Genomic DNA, 20,517 nt, shown 5'->3' with positions numbered 1-20,517 from the left:
GACCGGGTTCTCCTCGCTGCTTGTCGATTCCCTTCTGTGGAGCGGCACTTGGAGTGCCGGTTGTCCACAGGTGCTCCCTGGGCGGGAAAAGTTATCCACAGGGTGTGGGGAAGATCTGTGGACTTCGGAATCGATCACTCCGGAAGTGTGGGCCGCGCCGAGGAATTCCCGGTTCAAACCGACCCGCCGCCCACTTTCGGGTGGAAACCGCTCCCCCAAAGGATTGTTCAAAGGAAAAGAGTGGACGAAGGGTGAGGCGCGGGACGAGGGGGCCACACCTGTCCCGAAGGGCGATTTGTCGACTGACCACCCTTCGTTGTCGACTTGTCCCCAGGTCGAGAAGCCGCCCTGTGGATAACTTCTGTGGACAACGAAGATATGCAGGTAGGACCGGTTAGAAACGGCCGTCCTGACAGCGCGCCACCCAGTCGGCCGCCGCCACGAACTCCGCGTCCGAGGTGCCGGGCAGCGGAGCCGGCACGGCCGCCGAGGTCACGTCGGCCCGCGGATACGAACCGAGGAACCGCACATCACGGCAGACCCGCTTGAGCCCCATGAGCGCCTCGGCCATCCGGCGGTCGGTGATGTGGCCGGCGGCGTCGATGCAGAAGCAGTAGTTGCCGATGCCGGCACCGGTCGGCCGCGACTGCAGCACCATGAGGTTGATGCCGCGGGTGGCGAACTCGCCGAGCAGGTCCCGCAGGCCGCCCGGGTGGTCGTCACGCTGCCACAGCACGACGGACGTCTTGTCCGCACCGGTCGGCGCCGCGGGCCGGGCGGGCCGGCCCACGAGCACGAACCGCGTCTGCGCGTTCTCGGCGTCGTGGATCTCGGTCTCCAGGGCCTCCAGGCCGTACCGGGCGGCCGCGAACTCTCCCGCGAAGGCGGCGTCGTAGCGGCCCTCCTGGACCAGGCGGGCGCCGTCCGCGTTCGAAGCCGCGGACTCCCAGACGGCGTCCGGGAGGTTGGTCCGCAGCCAGTTGCGCACCTGCGGCTGTGCGGCCGGGTGGGCGGTGACCGTCTTGATGTCCGACAGCTTGGTGCCGGGCCGCACCAGCAGCGCGAAGGTGATCGACAGCAGCACCTCGCGGTAGATCATCAGCGGCGCGCCCGCGACCAGCTCGTCGAGGGTGGTGGTGATGCCGCCCTCGACGGAGTTCTCGATCGGCACGAACGCGGCCTCGGTCTCGCCGGTGCGCACCGCGTCCAGTGCGGACTGCACGGACACGTAAGGGATCAGCTGACGGGTCGCCGTCTCCGGAAGCGTGCGCAGGGCGACCTCCGTGAAGGTGCCCTCGGGGCCGAGGTACGCATAGCTCGCTGGCATGACCTCACCCTAATGGCCCTTGCGCGACCCGGCGTCCGTGTCTCACGGCGACCCCTTCGTGCGAGTGAACCCGCGTGACCCGAACCCGGCGTGTCTCACCCCTCCAGCAACCGCTGCCCCACGTACTCGCCCTCCGCCGCCCCGCCCGGCACGGCGAACAGACCGCTCGCCTCGTGGCGGATGAACGTCGAGAGCGCGTCCCCGCGGTCCAGCTTGCGCTGCACCGTGACGAAGCCGCGCAACGGGTTCGCCTGCCAGCAGACGAAGAGCAGCCCCGCGTCCGGCACGCCGTCCGCGTCGATGCCGTCGTGGTAGGAGAACGGCCGGCGCAGCATCGCCGCGCCCCCGTTCTGGTCGGGGCGCGTGATCCGGGCGTGCGCGTTGATCGGGACGACGAGATCACCGTGGGAGTCGGTCTTCTCGAGATCCATCTCGGTCGTCTCGGTGCCGCCGCTCAGCGGCGCCCCGTCGGACTTGCGGCGCCCGATGACCTGCTCCTGCTGCGCGACCGACAGCTTCTCCCAGTCGTCGAGCAGCATGCGGATGCGGCGGACCACGGCGTAGGAGCCGTTGGCCATCCAGGCGGGGTCGTTCGACCCGGAGGCCGGCACGAAGATCCGCTGGTCGAAGTCGCGGTCCGTCGGCTTGGGATTGCGCGTGCCGTCCATCTGGCCCATGAGGTTGCGGGCCGTCATGGGATGGGCGGTGGCACCCGGGGTGCGGTTGAAGCCGTTCATCTGCCAACGGACCTTCGCCGCGCCGCCCGCGTCCTTCTGGATCGCGCGCAGGGCGTGGAAGGCGACGAGGGCGTCGTTCGCGCCGATCTGCACCCACAGGTCGCCGTCGCTGCGCTTCTTGTCGAGCCGGTCGGAGGAGAAGTCCGGCAGCGGAGCGAGGGCGGCCGGGCGCTGCTCCTCCAGGCCGGTGCGGGCGAAGAAGCTGTGGCCGAAGCCGAAGGTGATCGTCAGGGACGAGGGACCGGCGTCTCGGGCCACGTCCGTGTCGTCGTGCGGTGCCGCCCCGCCCGCCATGAGCCGTCGAGCCGTCTCCGACCAGCGGCGCAGCAGGGCGGCGGCCTCCTTGCGGCCGGCGCCGGCGGCGAGGTCGAAAGCGATGAGATGGCCGCGGGCCTGGAGGCCCTGGGTGATGCCGGGTTGATGTTTCACGTGGAACATCACCCGGCCCGACCCGATCGAGGACAACGGGGTCGCCGGGGCGGGAGCGGCGGCATAGCCGGTGGCTCCGCCCGCGGCACCGAGCACGAGCCCGGTCGCCCCGGCGGTACCGAGCAGCTTGCGTCGGCTCAGGCCTTCGGCGGCGCGGGACTCCCCGTGGGCGGTCTCAGAGGCGGGGGCCTCGGGAAGGGACTGGTCAGGCATGGTGCGGTCAGCCGATCTGCGCGTTCTTGGAGACGGTCACCTGATCGATGTCGGAGGTCCGCACGGTCACGGCGATCTTCCACTCGCCGGCCATGGGGATCTGCACTCCGCTCGCCGACCAGTGGCCGGTGGTGATGTGGTCGGGGGCCACGGGCAGCGGACCGATGCCCCGGGTTTCGAGGGTGAGGGCGACCTTCACCTCCGGGACGTCGAAGGCGCGGCCGTCGGGACGGGTGACGTAGACGTGCATCTCGTTGGCGCCCGTCCGCGCGGGGTCGAGGTCGACGCTGACGACGCCCTTGCCGTCGGTGCCCCCGGTGTCGAACGACATGTCGAGGGTCAGCGCGCCCGAGGTGTTCGCGGCCGAGGACGACGCGGCGGCCGTGGCCGCCCTGGCCTCCTGCTCGGTGCGGCCCGGCTCGGTGGACGTCAGCGCGGTGGTGACGGCGAGCAGGACGACCGCGACAGCCGCCTCGGCGAGCACGGAGCGACGCAGGCCGAGGCGGTGCGGATCGCCGTCCCGCTGCCGCTTCCGCCGGGTGGCGTCCACGGCGGCCCGCTGCCGCGCGAGCTGCGCGGCCCGCTGCGGGTCACCGGCGGCGGACGGCTCCGAGGAGTCGGCCGACGCGGCGTCACCGGTACCGGTAAGTGCGGCGTCACCGGCGTCACCCGCGTCGACGGGCACGGCGCCCGACCGCTCGGCGTCACCGGCGTCGACGGGCACGGCGCCACCACTGCCCGACCGCTCGGCGTCACCGGCGACGCCGACGTCCACGGCATCACCGGCGTCGGCGGCATCATCGGCCCCGCCTTCGGCGCCGCCGGCACTCGCGCCCTCACCCGAGGACGCCCGCGCGGCGGCCGGTTCCCTCGCCTCGGTGTCGGTCTGCTCCCGCGCGGCGTCGGCGTCCGCCCGCGTACCGGGTGCTTCCGTACGGGGGGTTTCCGACAGCCGTGTCGTCCAGCGGCGGGAGATCCAGGCGAGGCCGACGAGCAGCGCCACCAACCCGATCTTGACCAGCAGCAGCTGCCCGTAGCGGGTGTCGGTGAACGCCGCCCAGGAGCCGAGCTGGCGCCACGATTGGTAGACGCCGGTGGCGACGAGCGCGAGGACGCTGCCGAAGGCGACCTGCGAGAACCGTCGGACGGCGCTCGCCTCCACTGGGGTGTCCGCCCGGTACAGCGCCACGAGCAGCGCGCACAGCCCGCCCAGCCAGGCCGCGACGGCCAGCAGGTGCACGACGTCGACCGGCATGGCGATCCCCGCCTGGACGCCGACCGAGGCGTGCTCGGACATCGCCCAGCTCGCCGCGAGCCCGGCGGCCACGACGGTCCCTCCGGCGGCGAGCCCGAAGGTGAGGTCCCGCCTCTCCTCGTCCTCCCGCTTGTCGTACGCGCCGAAGAGGACGGCGATGAACAGCGCCGCCGCGGCGAGCAGCAGCAGCCGGGAGACCAGCGCGGCGCCCGTCTTGGTCTGGAGGACCTGCCCGAGCAGGTCGAGGTCGAAGACGTCCCCGACCTTGCCGGAGCCGGTGTAGGAGCCGCGCAGGAGCAGCAGGAAGAGGGTGGCGGCGGTGAGCGCGATCCAGCCGGAGACGACGAGTCGCTGCACGGCCCGCACCCCGGTTCCGCCCCGCCAGCAGGCCAGCACGAAGGCGGCCCCGCCGACCATGACGACGAACCCGCCGTACGAGACGTACCGCCCGAAGCCGTACAGCCCGCCGACGACCCCGCCGCCGGCCTCCTGGTCGGAGACCGAGACGCTGGTGCTGGAGGGGGAGCCGATGGAGAAGGTGTAGGCGCCGGCCACCGGGTGGCTGTCGGCGGACACCACCTGGTAGGCGACGGTGTACGTGCCGTCGGGCAGCCCCGTGTGGAGCGGGACGGCGTACGTGGTGCCGCCGACGTCGGTCGGTTCACCGGTGTCGACGCGGTTGCCCTTGGGATCGAGGACGCGCAGGGAGTCGCCGTTCATGGCGACCTGTTCGGAGAAGGTCAGCGACACCCGGGTGGGCGCCTTGCCGACCACCGCCCCCTGCTGGGGGTCGCTGCCGGTGAGCGCGGCGTGCGCGGAGGCGGGCGCGGCGCCGGTGAGGAGCGCGCCGGTGACGGCCAGGAACAGCAGCACCAGGATCCGGACGCGGGGGGCGATGGCCTGCGTCAAGGTGGTCCCTCCCTCAGTGCCCGGTCGCGGGCGTGTACGTGGCGGACTCCACCGGCATCTCGACCTCGACGGTGCCGGACTCGGCGAAGTGCAGTTCCACGGTCACCTTCTCGCCCTGCTTCGGCTTGCGCTTCAGCTTCTCGAACATCAGGTGGTTCCCTCCGCTCTCCAGGACCAGCCGGCCGTGGGCCGGGACGTCGAGGGAGTCGACCTCCTCCATGGCCCCGTCCACGGTGGTGTGCACGGTGACACTGCCCGCGGCGGCGCTCGTGACGGAGGTCAGCTCGTCCTTCGTGCCTCCCTCGTTGGTGATCGTCAGAAAGCCCGCCGCCATGGAGTCGGAGACCGGCTGCGGTATGTAGGCGGAGCTGACGGACAGGTCGGCGCCCGTGGCGTCGCCGGAGCCGCAGCCCCCGAGGACCAGGGCGCCGGTCAGTGCCAGGGCGGCGGGGGCGAACCGCCTCACGGGTTCTGCCCCTTGATGATCTTGGGAAGGTCCTTGGTGTAGGTCTCGACCGTGGCGCCCTCGCCGTAGAGGAGGTATCCGCCGTTCGTCTTCGGGGAGAAGGCGATGACCTGGGTGCCGTGGGTCGAGACGGTCTTGCCGTTCTTGTCCTTGTGCGGCGGCTCGATGGAGATGCCGACCGTGCGGGCGGCGGCCTGGATGGTGGCGAAGTCACCGGTGAGGCCGACCACCTGCGGGTCGATGCCCTTCAGCCAGGTGCCGAGCGCGGCCACGGTGTCGCGGGCCGGGTCGGTGGTGACGAACACGACGCGCAGCTGGTCCTGTTCCGCCTTGGGCAGCTGCTGCTTCGCGACGGCGATGTTGTTCAGGGTCAGCGGACAGACGTCGGGGCAGTGGGTGTAACCGAAGTAGAGCAGTGTGGGGTGGCCCGCGGTCTCCTTGCGGAGGTCGTACTGCTTGCCCCGGGTGTCGGTCAGGACCAGGTTCGGCTTGGTGAAGGGCTGGTCGAGCACGGTCACGGCCCGCTGCGAGGAGCCGTCCTCGGAGACGGCGGCGACGGAGTCGGTGCCGGAGCCGGAGGCGTCGCCGCTGCCGCAGGCGGAGAGGGTGAGGGTGGCCGCGGCGAGCAGGGCGGCCACGGCGAGCTTCTTCTTGTGCATGGAGAGATGTCCCGGTGGTGGTGGGCTCCGGTGCGCACCGGAGGCCGTGAAGGGCCTCCGGTGCGCCCCGCGGACGGCCTGACGTCAGGAGGCGTCGGCGCGGCGGCGGCCGGCGAGCACGCCGTAGGCCACACCGGCGGCGCCGACGACGATGCCGACGATGCCGAGGACGCGGGCGGTCGTGTCGCTGCCGCCGGAGGAGTCGGAGGCCGCCGTCGTGGCGGTGGCCTTGGCGTCGTCGGAGTCCTCGGCGGCAGCGGAGGCGGTGGAGCCGTGGGCGTGGCCGTCGTCGGAGGCGTCGGACAGCGCGAGCGTCGGCGCGGGGTTCTCGGGCTCCTCGGCGCCCTTCTCCTGCACCTCGATCCAGCGCACGACCTCCTTGTTGGAGTACGTCTGGATCGCCTTGAAGACGAGGTCGTCCCTGTTCTCGGGCAGCGCGCCCAGGGAGACCGGGAACTGCTGGAGGAAGCCGGGCTCGATGCCCTTGCCCTCGGCGGTCCAGGTGACCTTGGAGACGGCCTCGGAGATCTGCCGCCCGTGCACCTCGAGCGGCTTGGCGAGCTTGCTCTTGGTGACGGCGATCTTCCAGCCGGGGACCTGCTGCGGCAGCACCGAGGAGAGCGGTGTGTCCATCGGGAAGTTGACCTCGAGCCTGGTGGTCGAGGCGTTGTCGCGCTCGTTGGGAACGCGGAAGTTCACCACCGCGTAGCCGCCCTTGGCGGCCGTGCCCTCGGGCTGCACGGTGACGTGCGCGAAGGCGGGCGAGGACAGGACGACGACGGCGGAGCCGGCGACGACGGCGGCGGCGGCGAGACGAGAGGCCTTCATGGTGGCGGAGCACTCCACTCTGAATCGAGGTCTGACGGTGAGGATGCGCGGGCACGGCTCGCGTGCGCACGCGCGTGCCGCACGACGGCGGCCGTCCCCTCCGTGTGGTGGAGTGCTGGTCGCGTCGTGTCAGGCAGCGAGGACGAGGACGTCGACGGCCGGCGGGCCGCGCCTGATCACCGTGTGCTGGAGTGCGCCGGTGCGGGGCGTGGCCGGCGCGAGGAGGGCGGTGCGCGGGGCGCGCGGGCTCGTTTCCGGCACGGCCGGCAGCCCGGCGAGCAGGGCGCGAACCAGCGCGAGCGCCCCGCGCAGTGACCGGACGAGCGCCCCTTCGGCGACGCCGTGCGCCGACAGGTGCAGGAGCCGCAGCAGGGCCGCGTCGCCGCGCCGCAGCAGCCATCCGGCGGCGACGGCCGCGAGGACGTGCGCGAGCAGCATCGGCAGGGAGGGCAACAGCGACAGTGAGGCGTCGCCGGCGGGCAGGACGTCCGCCGCGTGGTGCGCGGACCCCGAGGAGCGCGGGGAACCCGGGACGGTGCCGGCGGTGCCCGGGTCGTAGAGCCGCGCGGCGACGAGGATCCGCTGGGCCTCGGCGGGGCTGATCGCCGCCGCCGTGGTCCCGCACAGCAGGCGCGCGGCCCGGTCCACCAGTGCGGCGTCCGAGAGGGCCGTCGTCGACGGCGTCACGGCCTGTGTGCCGTGCTGTCCCAGACCGAACAGCGTGTGCAGCACGGTCTGTGCGACGGCGAGCAACGCTGCGATGCCCGGCAGGGACCGTTCGCGCCCGGCGAGCGGCACGACGACCGCGACGACTCCGAGGAAGCCCGCGCCGAGCGTCCACAGCGGGACGGTGGCGCAGGAGGCCATGGTGTGACCGGCCGCGGCCAGCACGACACAGACCGCGGCGAACACCGCGGCCCGCAACAGCCGGAGATCACCTCCGGAGCACGCCGTGCGCTGGTGGGGGTCGGTCATGGCCGCCTCATCATCGCACTGGCCACACCCCGCCCCTACGGCAGGTCCACAGATTCCGCGCCGTGCGGAAGATCAGCATCTGGTGTGGCTGGTGTGACTGATGCCGGTGAGCACCGCATACACCGTTTCCGGCCTGTCGTGCATCCCCCATATGGGCGGCATCACGCGGATTTCACGCTTACTCACGCCGTGTGGTGGCAATACGTATCGGTATGTCGAGCCGCGGCCGGGAGGCTGGAGCATGAGCATCTGGTGGTCACTCCATTTGCGGCGCGAGGCCGCGAGCGTTCCGCTCGCCCGCCGCCTGCTGCTCGGCACGATGGAGACGGCGGGGGTGGACCCCGACGTCTCGTACGACCTCTCCGTCGCCCTGAGCGAAGCCTGCGCCAACGCCGTCGAGCACGGCGGGGACGGCGCGCTCGACGGCTGCTCGGAGGCGTACCGGGTCACGGCCTACCTCGACGGTGAGAAGTGTCGTATCGAGGTCGCGGACTCCGGCCCGGGCTTCGAGGCCGAAACCGCCGCGCCGGCCGCCGTCCCCTCGGGCACCGAGGCGGAGCAGGGACGCGGCCTGTTCCTCATCCGGGCACTCGCCGACCACGTGCACGTCGGCAACAAGCCGGGGCACGCCGGGGCCGTGGTGAGCTTCGACAAGATCCTCAAATGGCGCGAAGGCGCCCCCCTGATGGCAGTGTGACCCTCGACACCGACCTGCACGCGCGCGTGGAGTCCCCGGGGCAGCGCGAGGCTGCGGGCGGGGGCGCTGTTCGTCGACGCGTTGCCGGCCACGGCACCGGCGACACGGGTGCCCTGACTGTCACGGAGCGGACGGTCGCGAAGGGTGCCGCGAGGCGTGGGACGGTCTCGGAGGGGTGCCGCGAGGCGTGTGGGACGCAGGGGTGCCGCTAGACGACGTGAGGGTCGAGCCGGGAGGGGATCGTGGGGGCGGCGGCCGTGGGGTCGCTCACGCCACGTTCCCGTCCCGCTCACCTCGGCCCCCGGGGCTAGGCCCCGCGCGCCGCGCCCGCTCACGTCACGTCCACGACCCGCTCACCCCCGGCCCTCCCAGCCTCGGCTTCCACCCTCTGCCCCGCGGCCGCCCACCGGGCCGCCGGTCCCATCGCGTACGAAGCGGTCACGGTCAGCCCGCCCAGCAACAGCCAGCCGGGCGTGCCCCACTCCACCAGCAGCCAGGTCAGCACCAGCGGGCCGAGGGTGCGGGAGACCGTGACGCCCGTGCCGAAGAACCCCTGGTACTCGCCGACCCGGTCGGCCGGCGCCAGGTCGAAGGAGAGCTGCCAGGAACCCGCCGACTGTCCCATCTCCGCCACTACCTGGAGCACCGCCCCCAGCATCAGCACGCCCGCCGCCACCCAGGGCGAGGCACCCGCGGACAGCGCGAACACCGCGCACGCGGCGGCCATCACCCACCCCGAGCGGCGCACCGCGCGCGCGGCGCCGTCCAGACCGGTGACGCCCCGTGCGGCCCGTACCTGGAAGACGGTCACCGCGGCGGTGTTCAGCACGAACAGCGCGGACACCAGCCACGCCGGCGCCTCTGTCCGCGACGTGATCCACAGCGGCAGGACGAGACTCAGCAGCGGCAGCCGCAGCAGCAGCACGGTGTTGAGCAGGGCGACGACCGCGTAGGGCCGGTCCCGCAGCACCCCGAGCCCTGCGCGCGACCGCACCGGGCCCGACACCACACCCGGCAGCCCGAGCAGCAGCAGCGCGCACACCAGGAAGCTCACCGCGTCGACCGCGAACACCGCGAGGTACGCCGTCCGCGTCCCGGCGTGCAGCGCGAGCCCGCCGAGCCCGGCGCCCACCGCGAGACCCGCGTTGAGCGTCGCCTGCAACCGCGCCAGCAGCCCCGTCCGCTCCCCGGCGGGCACCAGCCCCGCCAGCAGCGCCTGCCGGGCCGCCGCCAGCCCCGACTGCGCGGCCGCGTACCCGCACGCCACCAGCACGAAGGGCGCGAACCCGCGCACGAGCGTGAACGACGCCACCGCGAGCCCGGTCGCCAGCGCCAGCAGCACCGCCGTACCGCGTGGGCCGCGCCGGTCGGCCAGCCGGCCCAGCGGCACCCCGGCCAGCGAGCCGACCGCCCATCCGACGGTCAGCCCGAGCCCCACGCGCGCGGGCGCGAGCCCCACGATCTGGGTGAAGTACAGGGCCGACGTCGTGTAGTACGCGCCGTCCCCGACCGAGTTGCTCAACTGGGCCAGGGCGAGCAGCCGCTGCGGGCGGGTCGTCGTCATGTGCACGAAACTAGAAGCCGATTGGGCCCGGCAGAAGCACCAATCACCCAGCTTCGTAATGGCCCACTTCTGCTTCCGCGGTAACGCTCAGGGCCGGGTCAGCTCCCCTTCAGCACCTTCGCCAACACCTCCAGCGCCTCCGGATACACCCGCTCACGAGGCGTCCCGTACCCCACCACCAGCCCCTGCGGACGCCCGGCGGGACGGGCGCCGTGCCAGTGCTCCCCCAGATGCCCGACCGCGAGCCCCTCCGCTTCCGCGCGCGCCAGCACCTCCGCCTCGTCGCCGACCTCGACCAGCGCGTGCAGCCCGGCGGCGATCCCGCGCACGCCCCGTCGCGCCCCCAGCCGCTCCAGCAGCAGGTCCCTGCGACGCCGGTAGCGCAGCCGGCAGGCGCGCACATGACGGTCGTAGGCGTGGCTGTCGATCAGTTCGGTGAGGGCGAGCTGCCCGATGGACTCCGTGTGGTGGTCGCTGTGCAGCTTCGCCTCGGCGACCGCGTCGACGAGCTGCGGCGGCAGCACCATCCAGCCGAGCCGCAGCGCGGGTCCGAGCGTCTTGGAGGCGGTGCCGAGGTAGGCGACCCGCCCCGGCGCCATTCCCTGGAGCGCGCCCACGGGCTGTCGGTCGTAGCGGAACTCGCCGTCGTAGTCGTCCTCGACGATCAGCGCGTCGCGCGCGCGGGCCCAGTCCGTCAGCGCCCGCCGTCGCTCGGGGTGCAGGGTCACGCCGGTCGGGTACTGGTGCGCGGGCGTGACGACGACGGCGGCCGCGTCCCCCAGCTCGTCGACGCGCACCCCCCGCTCGTCGACCCCGACGGGCACCACCTTCCCGCCGTTGCGCCGCACGACCTCCCGGTGGAACGGCAGCCCCGGATCCTCCATGGCCACCGGCGTGCCCTCCAGCACCCGGGTGAGCAGCGCGAGCCCCTGCACGTACCCGGAGGTGATCACGATCCGCTCCGGGGGCGCGATCACCCCGCGCGCCCGCCCCAGGTACCCCGACAGCGCCGTCCTCAGCTCGATCCGCCCGCGCGGATCGCCGTAGTCGTACGCCAGGGAGGGGGCCGTCGCGATGGCCCGGCGCAGTGCCCGCAGCCAGGCCGCCGCCGGGAACGTCCCGACGTCCGGAGAACCGGGCCGCAGGTCGAACCGCGGGTCACGCGCGCGTGCGGCGGCCTCCGGCGGTTCCGCGGCGACGGAGGGCAGCGAGGCGACCCGGGTGCCCGAGCCCTGGCGGGCCGTGAGGTACCCCTCGGCGACGAGCTGGTCGTAGGCGGCCTTGACGGTGTTGCGCGAGAGCCCCGCCTCGGCCGCGAGCCGCCGGGTGGCGGGCAGCCGCGTCCCGGGCGCCAGCCGTCCGTCCCGCACGGCGTCCCGCAGGGCCCGTTCCAGCCCGGTCCGTCGGCCTTCGCCGACATCGGTCTCGAGATGCAGATCCACCCCGGCCAGGAACTCGTTCACGATCCCCCCACGTGACGACCGCGCCCCTCCAGGGGCGCGGTGAACTGCGCGACAAGCCACCCGTTTACCCGCAGACCGCAGACCGCAGACCGATGGCACGGTCACAGACAGATGGCCGCAGACCGATGGCCGCAGACCGATGGCCGGGCACCACGGGGTGCCCGGCCATCGGTACGGGACGTCAGCCCTTCAGGGACGCCATCCACGCCTCGACGTCGTCCGACCGGCGGGGCAGACCGTCGGACAGGTTCCGGTTACCGTCCTCGGTGACCAGGATGTCGTCCTCGATCCGCACACCGATCCCGCGGTACTCCTGCGGAACGGTCAGATCGTCGGCCTGGAAGTACAGCCCGGGCTCGACGGTCAGCACCATGCCCGGCTCCAGCGTCCCGTCCACGTACGCCTCCACCCGCGCGGCGGAGCAGTCGTGGACGTCCATGCCGAGCATGTGGCCGGTGCCGTGCAGCGTCCAGCGCCGTTGCAGCCCGAGTTCCAGCACCCGCTCGACCGGGCCCTCGACGAGGCCCCACTCGACGAGCCGCTCCGCCAGCACCCGCTGCGCCGCGTCGTGGAAGTCGCGGAACTTGGCGCCGGGCCGCACCGCCGCGATGCCGGCCTCCTGGGCGTCGTACACGGCGTCGTAGATCTTCTTCTGGATGTCGCTGAACCGGCCGTTGACCGGCAGGGTGCGCGTGACGTCGGCGGTGTAGTACGTGTGCGTCTCGACGCCGGCGTCCAGGAGCAGCAGCTCGCCGGAGCGCACGGGCCCGTCGTTGCGCACCCAGTGCAGTGTGCAGGCGTGCGGGCCCGCCGCGGCGATCGTGCCGTAGCCGACGTCGTTCCCCTCCACGCGCGCGCGGAGGAAGAAGGTGCCCTCGATGTAGCGCTCGGAGGTCGCCTCGGCCTTGTCGAGGACCTTCACCACGTCCTCGAAGCCGCGCACCGTGGAGTCGACGGCCTTCTGCAGCTCGCCGATCTCGAAGTCGTCCTTGACGAGGCGGGCCTCGGAGAGGAAGACGCGCAGTTCCTCGTCGCGCTCGGCGGTGACCTTGTCGGTCAGCGCGGCCTCGACGCCGGCGTCGTAGCCGCGCACGACGCGCACCGGGCCTGTCGCCTCGCGCAGGGAGTCGGCCAGTTCGCGCACATCGGAGACGGGGATTCCGTACAGCTTCTCCGCCTCGCTCAGCGAGTGCCGGCGGCCGACCCACAACTCGCCCTGGCCGGACAGCCAGAACTCGCCGTTCTCGCGGTCGGAGCGCGGCAGGAGGTAGAGCCTGGCGGCATGGCCGTCGCCCTCGGGCTCCAGGACCAGGACGCCGTCCTCGGTCTGGTTGCCGGTGAGGTAGGCGTACTCGACGGACGCACGGAAGGGGTACTCCGTGTCGTTCGACCGGGTCTTCAGGTTGCCCGCGGGGATCACCAGGCGGTCGCCGGGGAAGCGCGCGGAGAGCGCGGCGCGGCGGGCGGCCGTCTCGGCGGCCTGGGCGATCGGCTCCAGCCCGTGCAGCTCGGTGTCGGCCCAGCCGGACTTCATGTTCTCGGCGAGCTCGTCGGACACGCCCGGGTACAGGCCGTTCTTGCGCTGCTTGATCGGCTCTTCTTCAGCGGTCTCCGGGGTCTCCGGGAGCTCTTCCGCCACGGTCATCCTCCTCGATACGGCACTGGACCCCGTCCATCGTACGGTCGTGCGTACGGGGGCCAGGGGCGAAAGACCTCTTACCGTCCTCGACTCGCGCCGCAGGTCGCGCGCGACACACCCCGTGCTCGGACCGCACCCCGGAGCGGCGCTGAGCAACCGGGCTCCGGCCCGCGGCCCCCTGCGTCGAGGCGCTCGGCACGCTCCCCCCTCGACCCGCTCCTCCAGCCCCGAGTGTTCCTCCAGCCCCGCGTTCCTGAAGGCCCGAGTGTTCCTCCAGCCCCGCGTTCCTGAAGGCCCGAGTGTTCCTCCAGCCCCGCGTTCCTGAAGGCCCGAGTTCCTCCAGCCCCGTCCGTCCCCTTGCCCGCCCCGTGCCCTGCTCGACCCGAACCTCTCGCTCCACCCCCCGGCCCGCTGACCGGACCGGGTGGCCCACTCCGACCATGCGCCCACTCCGACCATGGCCCACCAGCCCGACCACTGTCCTGCTCCGACTCGTGTGGCCCAGCGCCCAGGCGGCCTACTCCGACCGTGCCTACTCGAACCGCGCCGCGAGCAGCACGACGTCCTCCGTGCCGTCCGTCGCGTCGAGCCCGTCCGGCAGGACCGTGCGCAGCACGTGGTCGGCGACGGCGTCGGGGTCGTGGCGGATCGATCTCGGGACGCCGGCGGCCGCCGCGTGCAGCCGGGCGAAGGCGCGGTCGGCGGGGTCGCCGGTGCGGTGCAGCAGCCCGTCGGTGTAGAGCAGGACCGTCTCGCCGGGCTCGGCCTCGAACTCCACGCTCGGCGCCTCCCAGCAGGCGAGCATCCCGAGCGGCGCGGAGACGGAGGTCTCCACGAAGTCCGTGCGCCGGTCGCCGACCAGCAGCGGCGGGCAGTGCCCGGCGCCGGCCAGGGTGATCTTGCGCAGCGCGGGCTCGCAGTAGGCGAACAGGGCGGTGGCGGAACGGGCCGGTTCGGTCAGCCGCAGCAGCAGCTCCAGGTCGGACAGGACGGCGACGGGGTCCTCGCCCTCCATCACGGCGTACGCGCGCAGGGAGGCGCGCAGCCGGCCCATCGCGGCGATCGCGCTCGGCCCGGACCCGGTGACCGAGCCGACGGCCAGCCCCAGGGCGGCGTCCGGCAGCGGCAGCGCGTCGTACCAGTCGCCGCCCCCGCGCGGGCCGGTGCGATGCCGGGCGGCGAGCTGGACGCCGTAGACCCGGGGGAGCCGGGACGGCAGCAGTTCCTCGGCGATCGTCGCCATGGACGCGCGCGTGCGCTCGGTCTCGAGGAGCAGGGCGAGGTGCTCGGCGGCGTGACGGACGTACAGGCCGGCCAGGTGGCGCCGGCGCTCGACCGGTTCGGCGGGCTCGTCGTAGAGCCAGACGGCCGCCCCCAGACGGCCCGCGCCCTCCCCGGCGAGGGGCAGCGCGTAACTGGCGGCGTAGCCGAGGCGGGCGGCGACCTCGCGGTGCCGGGGGTCGAGGCCGTCGGCGGCGAACAGGTCGGGTTCGGTGATCTCGCCCTCGCCGCCGGGCAGCCCGTCGAGGATGCGGCCGTGGGACAGGGCACTGCGCGGCACGGTCTCCATGTGGCCGAGATCGGCCCGGCCGAGACCCAGGCCGACGGTGCTGTGCGGGCCTAGTCCGTCGGCCGGTTCCAGCACGACGAGACCGCGCCGGGCACCCACGAGGGCGGCACCGGCGCGCAGCAGTTCCTGGAGGGCGTCGGGCAGGGTGTCCGTGCGCACCAGGCGTTCGGTCAGTTCGTGCAGGGTGGTGAGGTCCGAGACCCAGCCGGCGAGACGGTCCTGGAGCAGGGCTCCGGCGCCGGGCGGGACCGGTGGGGCGGCCGGGGTGGCTGACGCGGGCGCGACAGTGTGTGTGGGCGAGGGAACCGTTGAATCGATTCCGGCCACTTTCGGAGGGTGAGGGGCATTCATGGTGTCCGGCTCTCGGACCGGTGCGTATTGCGCGAAATCATCGCGAACCCCCATGTCATTCTGCGCCGCTAGCAGTGTCTCCACATGTACACGCACTCGTGAGGGGATGTCCAGCATTGTCCTGCGGGGATCGCTGGTGTCCGTGGGACCTGGGGGGTTGTCGGGCACGGTGCTCCGGCTCCCTTGCAAAAAAGCAAAGTTGGCTTAAAACTGACTCGGGTAACGGGTGATTGCGGTCGACTGGGCTTGCTCCACGGAGCGTCACAGCGGTCGTGATGGGTACGTACTCGGTAAGGACCAAGGTCGTGGGGAGCCACCCGCAACCTGGTGACCGACCCGGGCGTCTTAGCCACCGACGACCGTGCCCCATCCTCCCGTGGCGGAGGCGGAGAGAACCACGCGCACGGCAAAACGCCAGACTTCGCCACCCCACGCCATGCCCATGCACGAGATGGGCGCAGTATGGACGGAGTGGCCGCGCAAGCAGCCGACGATCGAACCCCTGGGGTTCCCCTTGTCCGTGACAGGGGTGTGATGCGCCAACAGGTACGCACAGTGAAGTGATCGACACATGATGTGATGTGACCCACGGTGTTGCCAGCGGTGCAACGGAAAGGAACGAGCGCTCATGCGCGAGATCCTCGGAAGGCGACGCAGGCTCCTGTCCCAGCGCAGCGACGGGGGGCCTGAGTTGATCGACGCGGCCCTGGCCTTCGCGACGGAATGGCAGTGGCCCGTGCTCCCGGGCGTGACGGCGGATCCGCAGGGGCGTTCCCGCTGCGGCTGCCCCGACCCGGAGTGTTCGGTGCCCGGCGCCCACCCCTTCGACCCCGGCCTTCTCGCGGCCACCACCGACGCGCGCATGGTGCGCTGGTGGTGGACCAACCGCCCGGCCTCCCCGATCGTCCTGGCCACCGGGGACAGCGCGCCCTGCGCGGTCAGCCTGCCGGCCCTCGCGGCCTCCCGCGCGCTCACCGCGCTCGACCGCCAGGGCATGCGGCTCGGCCCGGTCGTCGCCTCGCCCACCCGCTGGTCGATCCTCGTCCGGCCCTACTCCATGGAGCAGTTGGGCGAGCTGCTCTACGCCAAGGACTTCGTCCCCGGTTCCCTGCGCTTCCACGGCGAGGGCGGCTACATCGCCCTGCCCCCCTCCGAGACCGGCCTGGGGGAGATCCGCTGGGAGCGCGCGCCGCTGCCCGGCTCGGCCTCCCCCTGGGTGCCCGACGTGGAGGCCGTGGTGGATGCGGTCGTCGACGCCCTCACTCGTACGGGTGTGAGCGCGCCCGAGTTGTAGGGGTGTCGGGCGCGCGCCGGGCCGGATGCCCGCGTCCGCTCGTTATCTTCCGATCCATGAACCTTCGTCTCGTCGCCCTCGGGGGCGCCGTGGTGTGCGCGATCGCGCTGCCTCTGGCCATGGCGTCCGCGGGGCCCGGCGGCGACGACGAACGATCGCCCGTTTCGTCGGCCGGGCGCCCGCTGCCCTCGGTTGGCCTCCCGCTCGCCCCGACCACCCCCCGCACGGATCCCAAGGCGCCGTCGGCCCACCCGTCCGGCGCGCTCCTGCCGCTCGGGCTGGGCCTGGCCACCGCCGCCCGCTGCGGCCCCGAACTCACCTCCCCCGAGGGCGTCGAAGCGCAGACCTGCGTGCTCACGCAGGGCGAGGACACCTGGGCCCGCACCTACTACCGCAACGCCACCGGCCGCGCCCTGAAGGCCGTCCTGAGCTTCATGGGGCCGCGGGGACACACGGTGCAGATGCGGTGCGCGGTGGGCGCCGACGACGAGCCGGGAACCTGCGAGACGCCCCGCGAGCGCGGCCGGGGGGCACCGGATGCCCACACGGCGGTCGCGGAGTTCGCGGCAGCGACCGGTGACGGACCGCTGCTGCTGCGATCCGGCAGCGACTCGGGCGCCGACACCGACAGTTGACGTCCCACGTCGGAGTGTGGGCGAGGCGGGCAGGAGAAAACCCGGTTGCTGGCGACGGGGGATGCACCAGCAACCGGGCTACTCGAACGGTAACAAGAGATCGGCTCCAAGCAAATTCGATCTCCTGTTTTCATCGGCTTTCCGGACACCGGCAGTTGGCCGCTTTGCGGCGCCGACTCCCCTTGCACATAAGGGAGTTGTGAGCGGAGTCACGCCGGAGGCCGGTCCCGGTGCTGACCTTCCGGGTCAGCCCGGGTGCCGTCCGGACCCCTGTGTCAGCTGAGCGTCACCTGCCGGTTGGTGAGGCCGCCGCGCGCGCGTCGCTCGTCCGCGGTGAGCGGCGCGTCCGAGGCCAGCGCGGCGGCCAGGCGCTCGGCGAACTCGGCGGCCGGCTTCTCCACGTCGTCCGCGGACACTCCGCTCGGCAGGTCCCAGACCGGCACCGTCAGGCCGTGCGCCCGGAAGGAGCCGACCAGCCGGGTGCCCTCGCCGAGGCCGGCACGACCCGCCGCGTGCAGCCGCGCCAGGGCGTCCAGAAGCTGCTCCTCCGGGTGCGGCATGACCCAGCGCAGGTGGTTCTTCTCCGGCGTCTCGCACCAGTACGCGGAGTCCACACCGGTCAGCTTCACGGTCGGGATCGCCGCCGCGTTGGCCCGCTCCAGGGAGGCGGCCACCTCCGGCGTCGCGTTCTCCGGGTCCGGCACCCAGAACTCGAAACCGCTGTGCACAACTGGCTCGAACCCGCCTTCCGGGTCGAGCAGGTCCTGCATCCGCGGACCGTCCGACGGGGCCCGCCGGCCCTGGATCGGCGTGCCCGGCCGGGCCTCCAGGGCGCGCTGGAGGGTGTCGGCGAGGTCGCGGCTGAGGTCGCCCGACGCCGTGTCGTTCTGCAGGCCGAGCAGGACCGAGCCGTCGTCGCGGCGCAGCGCCGGCCAGGCCATCGGCAGCACCGTGGCCAGCGTGACCGACGGGACGCCCTCGGGCAGGCCGCCCTTCAGCGTCAGTTCGGCCGTGGCCGCCGGGACCAGCTCGCGCAGCGCCACCCAGTCGCACTCGCCCGGCAGCCCCTCGAACGGACGCTGCACCAGCTCGGTCACGGCGTGCGCGGCGGCCCGGCCGTGACAGGCCTTGTAGCGGCGGCCACTACCGCAGGGGCACGGCTCCCGGGCCCCGACGACCGGGATCTCCCCGTCGGTGGTCTGAGGCCGTCCGGCCTTCGTCTGCGGTCGCTTCTTGGCCATCTGGGTGTCTCCCGGGTACGGCTCGTCTGGTACGGGCGGGAGCCTAGCCGTTCGCACCGGGAGTCACGGGAACCTGTGGACAACCGACGGCGATGCGGACGACGGAGGGAGCCGGACGGGTGGACGTCGGGCGCCCGGCCCGCACGGTCCACGGGGTGGACGTGAGGCGCCCGAGCCACAAGCGGCGTCTCCGGGGTGGACGTCAGGCGCCCGAGCCACAAGCGGCGTCTCCGGGGTGGACGTCAGGCGCCCGAGCCACAAGCGGCGTCTCCGGGTGGACGTGAGGCGCCCGGCCCGGATCGGCACGGACGGATGCGCAGGGGCCGGACGGTCCCCGGGGTGGACGGACGCGCAGAGGCCGGACGGTCCCGGGGTGGACGGACGCACCCGGCCTTTCGTCGACGGTCGGGCGGCGGGGCCCCTACCTCAGGTCGTCGAAGGCGTCCGAGAAGTCCAGGTCGGGCATCGACGACACCGTCGGGGCGGTGATCCGGGAGGCGAAGTCGTCACGGCGGCATCCGGCGTCGGGGTCGTACACGTCGTCGTGGACGACGACCCACACCGTGACCTCGCCCCGGGCGTCGTCGCGCACGCCCCAGTCGTCGGCCAGCGCCGTGATGATGTTGAGGCCACGGCCGCCGTGCGCCGTCACCGAGGGGGTGGCCGGGGCCGGACGGGTCGGGCCTCCGCCGTCGGTCACCTCGACGACCAGCCGGCCGCCCGGGTCCACGCGCCACGCGGCCAGCACGTCACCGTCGCCGGCGAGAGCGTCGCCGAGCGGTCTGCCGTGTTTGCACGCGTTGCTCAAGAGTTCGGAAAGGATCAGTACGGCATCGTCGATGACCGCTTCCGAGACCCCGCCGCTGCGCAACTGGTCGCGCATGCGGTGTCTCGCCTTCCCCACGCCCGCAGGGCCATGGGGTACGGCCATGCTCGACGACGTGGGCACCTCCTGTGCCACCACCAACGCCACCCCCGAGACCTCCTTCGCCCCACGCCACGGTGTGGATGCCCCATTGGCCTGTACCGGAAACCGGCCAATCCAGGTCCGACGACGCATTCACAACGATCGAATACGGAACGAACGCGCCGGGGCACTCCCCGTGACGGAACGGTCGGTATGTGGCTTGATTTCTTCGATATGGCCGAGAATGGAGGATGCTTCAGGTGGACGCTGTGGTCAAGAGGTGTGGATGGGGCTTCTGGGACTTCTGTGACTTCCCGCGCCTCACCGGATGTCCGGAAGACCTCACCTGCCGAGCCGGCGCAGCACCGCGCGCGGGCGGTTGGTGATGATCGCGTCGACGCCCAGCTCGACGCACACGTCGATGTCCTCGGGCTCGTTCACCGTCCACACGTGCACCTGGTGACCGGCCCGCTTGAGCCGCTCCACATAGGCGGGGTGGCTGCGCACGATCCGGATCGAGGGACCCGCGATCCCCACCCCGGCGGGCAGCCGTCCGTCCCGCAGGCGCGGTGAGACGAACTGCATCAGGTAGACGGTCGGCAGCGTCGGCGCGGCGGCACGCACGCGATGCAGCGACCGCGCCGAGAAGCTCATGATCCGCACCGGTGACTCGGCGCCCGTGGCCGGCGCGTCCAGGCCGAACCGCTTGAGGAGCAGCAGCAGCCGTTCCTCCACCTGCCCCGCCCAGCGCGTCGGGTGCTTCGTCTCGATGGCGAGCTCCACCCGCCGCCCCGCGTCCGCGACCAGCTCCAGCAGCCGCTCCAGCGTCAGGACGGAGGTCGCCTCCCGGTCCTCGGGGCGGACCTCCCAGTCGGGCTCCTCGTCCCGCACGTTCCAGGCGTCCCGGGCCTCACGGGACTTCCAGGAGCCGAAGTCCAGCGCCGCGAGGTCGGCGAGTTCCAGTGCGGAGACGGCCCCCCGGCCGTTCGACGTACGGTTGACGCGGCGGTCGTGGACACAGACGAGATGACCGTCCGCGGTCAGCCGCACATCGCACTCGAGGGCGTCCGCACCGTCCTCGATCGCCTTCTTGTACGCGGCCAGGGTGTGCTCGGGAGCCTCCTCGGAGGCCCCGCGGTGGGCGACGACTTGGATCGGGTGCTGCTGCCGTGCGTGGGTCACCGCGTCATGGTGCCACCAGGGCGGGGTACGCGTCCGTCGGAGCGGACGAAGGAACGGGGCGGAAATCCGGCAGGCAGCGGGACGGAGAGGCGCGGGAGTCTGAGAACCCTCTGAGATGTTCCGGGAAAGTGTCCGGATTGCAGAACAATGCCCCATGTAAAGAATGGCCATGGACC

General features: G+C 72.6%; 17 protein-coding genes. 3 read left to right on the top strand and 14 right to left on the bottom strand.

The window, feature by feature from the left end; all coding sequences use genetic code 11:
- Nucleotides 1-394: 394 nt before the first annotated feature.
- From pheA to ACZ4YY_RS09225, 7 genes are all read right to left on the bottom strand, one after another.
- Nucleotides 395-1,327, bottom strand: a complete 933-nt coding sequence (pheA, locus tag ACZ4YY_RS09255) for a prephenate dehydratase (protein ID WP_468285752.1) — start codon at nt 1,325-1,327, stop codon at nt 395-397.
- Nucleotides 1,328-1,422: 95 nt separating this feature from the next.
- Complete coding sequence (gene efeB, locus ACZ4YY_RS09250) at nt 1,423-2,706, bottom strand: iron uptake transporter deferrochelatase/peroxidase subunit (RefSeq protein WP_468285745.1); 1,284 nt, start codon at nt 2,704-2,706, stop codon at nt 1,423-1,425.
- A 7-nt stretch (nt 2,707-2,713) separates the two neighbouring features.
- Nucleotides 2,714-4,870, bottom strand: coding sequence for a copper resistance CopC/CopD family protein (locus tag ACZ4YY_RS09245; RefSeq protein ID WP_468285742.1), 2,157 nt, complete (start codon nt 4,868-4,870; stop codon nt 2,714-2,716).
- A gap of 13 nt (nt 4,871-4,883) precedes the next feature.
- Entirely contained in the window at nt 4,884-5,336 is a 453-nt protein-coding gene (locus ACZ4YY_RS09240) for a copper chaperone PCu(A)C (RefSeq protein ID WP_468285740.1), read from the bottom strand.
- Entirely contained in the window at nt 5,333-5,995 is a 663-nt protein-coding gene (locus ACZ4YY_RS09235; protein WP_468285737.1) for an SCO family protein, read from the bottom strand. Before ACZ4YY_RS09235 ends, ACZ4YY_RS09240 begins: the two co-directional genes overlap by 4 nt.
- Nucleotides 5,996-6,079: 84 nt before the next feature.
- Nucleotides 6,080-6,823, bottom strand: coding sequence for a YcnI family protein (locus tag ACZ4YY_RS09230; RefSeq protein WP_468285734.1), 744 nt, complete (start codon nt 6,821-6,823; stop codon nt 6,080-6,082).
- A 129-nt stretch (nt 6,824-6,952) separates the two neighbouring features.
- A complete protein-coding gene (locus tag ACZ4YY_RS09225; RefSeq protein WP_468285731.1) occupies nt 6,953-7,798 on the bottom strand; it encodes a hypothetical protein in 846 nt (281 codons plus the stop codon).
- A 241-nt stretch (nt 7,799-8,039) separates the two neighbouring features.
- Here ACZ4YY_RS09225 and ACZ4YY_RS09220 point away from each other — a divergent pair, with 241 nt between their 5' ends.
- Nucleotides 8,040-8,495, top strand: coding sequence for an ATP-binding protein (locus ACZ4YY_RS09220; RefSeq protein ID WP_468285728.1), 456 nt, complete (start codon nt 8,040-8,042; stop codon nt 8,493-8,495).
- 331 nt (nt 8,496-8,826) lie between these two features.
- Here ACZ4YY_RS09220 and ACZ4YY_RS09215 read toward each other — a convergent pair whose 3' ends face one another.
- The 4 genes from ACZ4YY_RS09215 to ACZ4YY_RS09200 all read right to left on the bottom strand — a co-directional run bounded on the left by ACZ4YY_RS09215 (nt 8,827) and on the right by ACZ4YY_RS09200 (nt 15,199).
- Nucleotides 8,827-10,059 (bottom strand): MFS transporter, encoded by a 1,233-nt coding sequence (locus tag ACZ4YY_RS09215; protein ID WP_468285725.1) that lies wholly within the window; start codon nt 10,057-10,059, stop codon nt 8,827-8,829.
- Between the two features lie 98 nt (nt 10,060-10,157).
- The gene (pdxR, locus tag ACZ4YY_RS09210; protein ID WP_468285722.1) at nt 10,158-11,522 is read right to left on the bottom strand and encodes a MocR-like pyridoxine biosynthesis transcription factor PdxR; all 1,365 of its coding nucleotides are present in this window, start codon (nt 11,520-11,522) and stop codon (nt 10,158-10,160) included.
- A gap of 181 nt (nt 11,523-11,703) precedes the next feature.
- Complete coding sequence (locus ACZ4YY_RS09205; RefSeq protein ID WP_468285718.1) at nt 11,704-13,161, bottom strand: aminopeptidase P family protein; 1,458 nt, start codon at nt 13,159-13,161, stop codon at nt 11,704-11,706.
- Between the two features lie 532 nt (nt 13,162-13,693).
- On the bottom strand, nt 13,694-15,199 hold the full coding sequence (locus ACZ4YY_RS09200) for a PP2C family protein-serine/threonine phosphatase (protein WP_468286559.1): 1,506 nt from the start codon (nt 15,197-15,199) through the stop codon (nt 13,694-13,696).
- A 511-nt stretch (nt 15,200-15,710) separates the two neighbouring features.
- Here ACZ4YY_RS09200 and ACZ4YY_RS09195 point away from each other — a divergent pair.
- Both ACZ4YY_RS09195 and ACZ4YY_RS09190 read left to right on the top strand, forming a co-directional pair.
- Nucleotides 15,711-16,376: a bifunctional DNA primase/polymerase gene (locus tag ACZ4YY_RS09195; RefSeq protein WP_468285711.1), complete on the top strand. Its 666-nt coding sequence runs from the start codon at nt 15,711-15,713 to the stop codon at nt 16,374-16,376.
- Nucleotides 16,377-16,432: 56 nt separating this feature from the next.
- Complete coding sequence (locus tag ACZ4YY_RS09190) at nt 16,433-17,011, top strand: hypothetical protein (RefSeq protein WP_468285705.1); 579 nt, start codon at nt 16,433-16,435, stop codon at nt 17,009-17,011.
- A gap of 275 nt (nt 17,012-17,286) precedes the next feature.
- On the opposite strand, the gene ACZ4YY_RS09185 is transcribed toward ACZ4YY_RS09190, so the two are convergent.
- The 3 genes from ACZ4YY_RS09185 to ACZ4YY_RS09175 form a co-directional block, all read right to left on the bottom strand.
- Nucleotides 17,287-18,252 carry a DUF5926 family protein gene (locus ACZ4YY_RS09185; RefSeq protein WP_468285701.1) on the bottom strand — a complete coding sequence of 322 codons (966 nt, stop codon included), beginning with the start codon at nt 18,250-18,252 and terminating at the stop codon, nt 17,287-17,289.
- 421 nt (nt 18,253-18,673) lie between these two features.
- A complete protein-coding gene (locus tag ACZ4YY_RS09180; protein WP_468285698.1) occupies nt 18,674-19,312 on the bottom strand; it encodes an ATP-binding protein in 639 nt (212 codons plus the stop codon).
- 189 nt (nt 19,313-19,501) lie between these two features.
- Complete coding sequence (locus ACZ4YY_RS09175) at nt 19,502-20,341, bottom strand: glycerophosphodiester phosphodiesterase (RefSeq protein WP_468285695.1); 840 nt, start codon at nt 20,339-20,341, stop codon at nt 19,502-19,504.
- Nucleotides 20,342-20,517: the final 176 nt, after the last annotated feature.

The sequence above is a fragment of the Streptomyces sp. NPDC030143 genome, assembly GCF_055573695.1.
Note: the sequence above shows the minus strand (reverse complement) of the source record. Positions and strands in the feature narration are given on the sequence as shown.